Genomic DNA, 4,775 nt, shown 5'->3' with positions numbered 1-4,775 from the left:
GGACGGGCCGCTGTGGCGGACCTGCCGGAACCTCCGGAGCGTCCGGAACCTCCGGAACCTCCGGAGCGTCCGGAACCTCCGGAACCTCCGGAGCGTCCGGAACCGCCGGAGCTCCGGGAGGTCCTGGCGGACCGCGACGTCGAGGTACTGCTGCGGCTGGTCGAAGGCATGCCTGCCAGTCTAACCCGATAACAACATCTTCAACAGTTACAACACGCGTCACATCGGCCACTGGCCGTCAGATCTTCCGTCGGCGGACCTCACCGACCGGACCAACAGTGGTCAGGTCGCAGGCCTTGTCCCTACCGAATACCCAGAGCGTCAGCTCCGGAGCGGAGCCTGTGACCGTGACCTCGGGCGTCCCCCTGCCGATCGTCACCGTGTCCACGTTCCCCCGGGCGCCGTCGGTGCGGGACAACCGGACCGTCGGACCGGAGGAGACGATGAGGCCCCGCGCGGCGGAACCGGCGGCCCGCCACAGAGCATCACGCGTCGCCCGCGGCAAGGCACGTGCCCGCCACTCCCCTCCCCCACGACGGACGTCCTCATGGTGGACGAAGTTCTCGGTGAGGTTGACGAACCTGTCCACCAGCCGCATCGGACTCCACACCGGAGGCCCCTGCCGGTAGGACGCCACCAGGTCCTCGAACGGGCGGTCCGCGACCGTCGAAGTCACGTTCCGCAGATGGCTGTGCAGCGGCGCGAGAAACATGCCGGCGGCGGCGTCCGGCCGGTACTCGCGCACCACCAGGTGTACGGCGAGATCGCGGGCCGTCCACCCCTCACACAGAGTCGGGGCATCGGGCCCGACAGACAGGAAAAGGTCCGCCAGGGCACCGCGTTCGTCTCGGGAGATCGTCATGTCTCCGGATGCTACGCCGTGCCGTGGCGGACCGCCGGCCCCCGCTCTACAGCGAGGGGACGTGATCGTCAGGGTCGAGCTCCTCGACGACCTCACTGGTCATCGGGACGACCGTCGGGACGATCATCGGCTCGCGCTTCCACTTGTCCTTGACGAACTTGCCGACCTTGCGGCGCAGGGTCTGAGCCATCCGGTACGGATCGTTCTCACCCTGACCCGCCAGATCGAGCATCGTGTTGTCGACGACCTCCGCGACCTGCTTCATCATCTCCTTCGAGGCGTCGGAGAAGCCCTTCGCCACGACCTGCGGGTCCTCAAGCGGGCGGCCGCTGCGGTTGTCGATGACCACGGTGACGGAGATGAGACCACCCTCGGACATCTGGGTGCGGTCCTCGATCTCCTCGGCCCCCACGTCACCCATGGTCACACCGTCGACGTAGAGGTTGCCGACCGGGACCTGACCGACGACCGAGGCATGGCCGTTGACGAGGTCGACGACGACTCCGTTCTGCGCCAGGACGGTGTTGTCCGGGTTGACACCGGTGGAGATCGCCAGTGCGCGGTTCGCCCGCAGGTGGCGCCACTCGCCGTGGACCGGCATGGCGTTGCGCGGACGCGCGGCGTTGTAGAGGAACAGCAGCTCCCCGGAGTAGCCGTGGCCGGAGGTGTGGACGTTGGCGTCCTTGTTGGTGATGACGGTGGCGCCGATCTGCGAGAGCATGTTGATCACGCCGAAGACCGCCTCCTCGTTGCCGGGGACCAGCGAGGACGACAGGATGATCAGGTCACCGGGACGGATGGTGATCTGCCGGTGCTCACGACGGGCCATGCGGGACAGGGCAGCCATCGGCTCACCCTGGGTGCCGGTGGTGACCAGCAGCACCTTGTGCGGAGCCAGGCGGGATGCCTCGTCCATCGAGACGATGGTGCCGCGCGGGGCGGTGAGCAGGCCGAGACGTTCGGCGATCTCCATGTTGCGGATCATCGACCTGCCGTTGAAGGCGACCTTACGGCCCGCCTTCACGGCGGCGTCGACGGCCATCTGCACGCGCGAGACGTTGGACGCGAAGGACGCGACGAGGACACGCTGCTTGGCGCCCGCGATGAGTCGCTCCAGGGTCGGGGCGATGCCCGCCTCCGAGGAGGAGACGCCCGGGATCGTCGCATTGGTCGAGTCGCAGAGGAACAGGTCGATGCCCTCGTCGCCGAACCGGGACAGTGCCGGGAGATCGGTCGGACGACCGTCCGCCGGGGTCTGGTCGAGCTTGACGTCACCGGTGTGGACCAGCAGGCCGGCCGGCGTCTTCAGCGCGATACCGAGACACTCCGGGATGGAGTGGCCCACGTTGAAGAACCTGATGTCGAAGGGGCCGCGGTTCTCATGGGAGGTGTCGTCGACCTGGATCAGCGTCGGACGCTGCCGGTGCTCCTGACACTTCGCTGCGATGAGCGCACAGGTGAAGCGGGAGGCGATGATCGGGATGTCCGCGCGCTGCTTGAGCAGCCACGGGATCGCACCGATGTGGTCCTCGTGACCGTGGGTGACGACCAGGGCTTCGACCCGGTCCCACTTGCCCTCAAGGTAGGAGAAGTCCGGCAAAATCAGGTCCACGCCAGGCTCACCGGAGGACGGGAACAGCACACCGCAGTCAATGATGAGCAGTCGTTCATGGTACTCGAAGACGGTCATGTTGCGGCCGATCTCGGAGATACCGCCGAGAGCGACGAGCCGCAGGCCGTCCTTCGGGGCCTTCGGCGGCTTCGGCAGCCGCTGGGTCAGGTCCGCGCCCTGCATGGTCTGCAGTGCGGTCCGGCGGCGGTCGCCGCCCCGGTTGTTCTGGCCGCCATGGTTGTTCTGGCCGCCGCGGTTGTTCTGGCCGCCGCGGTTGCGGCTGCCTCCACGGGAGCCGCCCTGGTGTCCGCTGTTGCGCTCGCCACGGTCGGAGTGCTCGGAGCGGTTGCCCCGCGCACGGCGGGAGCGGTTACGGCTACCTCCCTGGGAGGACCGGCCGTCGTCCTCGGCCCCGTTCCTCCGGGAGGTGCCGGACGCGCCGGACTCCGGGGAGGAACCCGCGGGCTGCGTGGCCTGGACCCCGCCGTCGTTGAAGGTCGGGGCGGCGGCCGCAGAAGCGGTGGTCTCCGCGCTCGGCGGAGCTGCCTTGCGGGTCACCTTACGGGCCCGGGAGCGATTGTCAGTCATTCGTGTCCTTACACGCCTGCGGAACGCAGGTCTTCTTCAAGCCGGGAGTATTCCTCCGGCGTCGGTTCAATGATCGGCAGGCGCGGTGCGCCCACCTCGATCCCCTGGAGCCTCAGTGCCGCCTTCGCGAAAGTCGCACCACCGAGCCGGCCCTGCGCCGCCATCAGCGGGCGCAGCCGGTTGGAGATGGCGCGGGCGCCGAGGATGTCCCCGGCGTCGACAGCGTCACGAAGTGCACGGAGCTGGGCGGGCGCGGCGTGACCGATCACAGAGATCAGGCCGGTGGCGCCGACTGCCAGCCACGGGACGTTGAGAGGGTCATCCCCCGAGTACCACGCCAGACCGGTCTCCTCCATCAGTTCCATACCTGCGGCGAGGTCGCCTTTGGCGTCCTTCACGGCCCGGATGTTCGGGTGGGCCGAGAGCCGACGTATCGTTTCCGTCGCGATCGGAACAACCGACCGGGACGGGATGTCGTAGAGGCAGATGGGGGTGTCGACCGCGTCAGCCACAGTTGTGAAGTGCCGGTAGAGGCCTTCCTGGCTGGGGCGGGAGTAGTACGGGGTGACCACGAGCAGACCATCCGCGCCGGCCGCTTCAGCGGCCGTCGACTGCGCCACGGATTCCGCGGTGCTGTAGGTGCCGGAGCCGGCGACGAGCTTAACGCCGGTCCCGAGCTCGGAGCGGATGGCCTTGAGCAGGTTGAGCTTCTCATCGGGGGTGATGGTCGGGGACTCCCCGGTCGTCCCGCCGATGATCAGAGCGTCGAGTCCCTTGTCCACCAGGTGTCCGGCGAGAGCGACGCCGGCGTCGGTGTCGAGGTCGCCGTCCTTCGTGAAGGGTGTGACCATGGCCACCGAGACCGTGCCGAAGAACTCAGCGCCCAACGTCGCTGCAATACCTGTGCTCATGACCCCACAGGTTACCGTCCCCGGCGACGATCGTGTGTACCGGGGCCACGGTGGGTCGCGGACGGGGTCGGTCGAACCGCCGGCAGGGCCTGCTCACATGTCCGCGACATAGGGGCTCGTCGCGGTCTCCGAGCCGTCACGCAGGCGCGTCACGGTGAAGTCGGAGAACACCTCCGGACTGAGCTCCTGGAGCAGCCGCAGACATGCCACCGCGACGCGACGGATCTCCGGGTCGGCGTGCTCGGCGGCCCGCATCGCGATGAAATGACGCCAGGAGCGCAGGTTACCGGTGACCACGAACCGGGTCTCGGTCGCGTTCGGCAGCACCGAGCGGGCGGCCTGCCGGGCCTGTTTCGCACGCAGCACCGTGTTCGACTCACCGCTGAACTTCTCCTCCAGCCCGCCGAGCAGTTCCTCGTAGGCTTCCCGCGCCATGTCCGTGGACCGCAGGAACAGGGTTTCCAGATCCGCGTCGCCGGCAATGCTGTCGGGGATCACGACCCGGGAGTCACCCGACGGGACGTAACGTTGCGACAGCTGGCTGAACGAGAAGTGCCGGTGTCTCATGATCTCCTGGGCGCAGGAACGCGACACCCCACGGAGGTACAACGTCGCCGAGGCATGCTCCAGAAGACTGACGTGGCCGACGTCCATGATGTGCCGGACGTAGGCCTCCGTCGCCGCGGTGTGCGGATTCGGCCGGTCCCAGGTCTCGTAGCACGCGCGTCCCGCGAACTCGATGAGGGACGCCGCGTCACCGGCCCGACCGTCGGGGGCCCAGTCCACGTCCGGAGGTGGGGTG

4 protein-coding genes are annotated in these 4,775 nt (G+C 68.2%); all 4 read right to left on the bottom strand.

Annotated elements, in window-relative coordinates; translation table 11 throughout:
* Positions 1–238 precede the first annotated feature (238 nt).
* The gene (locus tag QZV72_RS07760) at positions 239–862 is read right to left on the bottom strand and encodes a TIGR03085 family metal-binding protein (protein ID WP_297006960.1); all 624 of its coding nucleotides are present in this window, start codon (positions 860–862) and stop codon (positions 239–241) included.
* A gap of 46 nt (positions 863–908) precedes the next feature.
* Positions 909–3,062 (bottom strand): ribonuclease J, encoded by a 2,154-nt coding sequence (locus QZV72_RS07755; RefSeq protein WP_297006957.1) that lies wholly within the window; start codon positions 3,060–3,062, stop codon positions 909–911.
* An 8-nt stretch (positions 3,063–3,070) separates the two neighbouring features.
* On the bottom strand, positions 3,071–3,973 hold the full coding sequence (dapA, locus tag QZV72_RS07750) for a 4-hydroxy-tetrahydrodipicolinate synthase (protein ID WP_297006955.1): 903 nt from the start codon (positions 3,971–3,973) through the stop codon (positions 3,071–3,073).
* Positions 3,974–4,066: 93 nt separating this feature from the next.
* A partial coding sequence (thyX, locus tag QZV72_RS07745; RefSeq protein WP_297006952.1) for an FAD-dependent thymidylate synthase occupies positions 4,067–4,775 on the bottom strand: 709 nt, incomplete at its 5' end.

It is taken from the genome of uncultured Corynebacterium sp. (assembly GCF_902782855.1).
In the GTDB taxonomy this organism is placed as follows: Bacteria; Actinomycetota; Actinomycetes; order Mycobacteriales; family Mycobacteriaceae; genus Corynebacterium.
Note: the sequence above shows the minus strand (reverse complement) of the source record. Positions and strands in the feature narration are given on the sequence as shown.

Coding starts and splice junctions, on each gene's coding strand:
- QZV72_RS07760 (WP_297006960.1), bottom strand. CDS start 862: ATGACGATCTCCCGAGACGAACGCGGTGCCCTGGCGGACCTTTTCCTG.
- QZV72_RS07755 (WP_297006957.1), bottom strand. CDS start 3,062: ATGACTGACAATCGCTCCCGGGCCCGTAAGGTGACCCGCAAGGCAGCT.
- dapA (WP_297006955.1), bottom strand. CDS start 3,973: ATGAGCACAGGTATTGCAGCGACGTTGGGCGCTGAGTTCTTCGGCACG.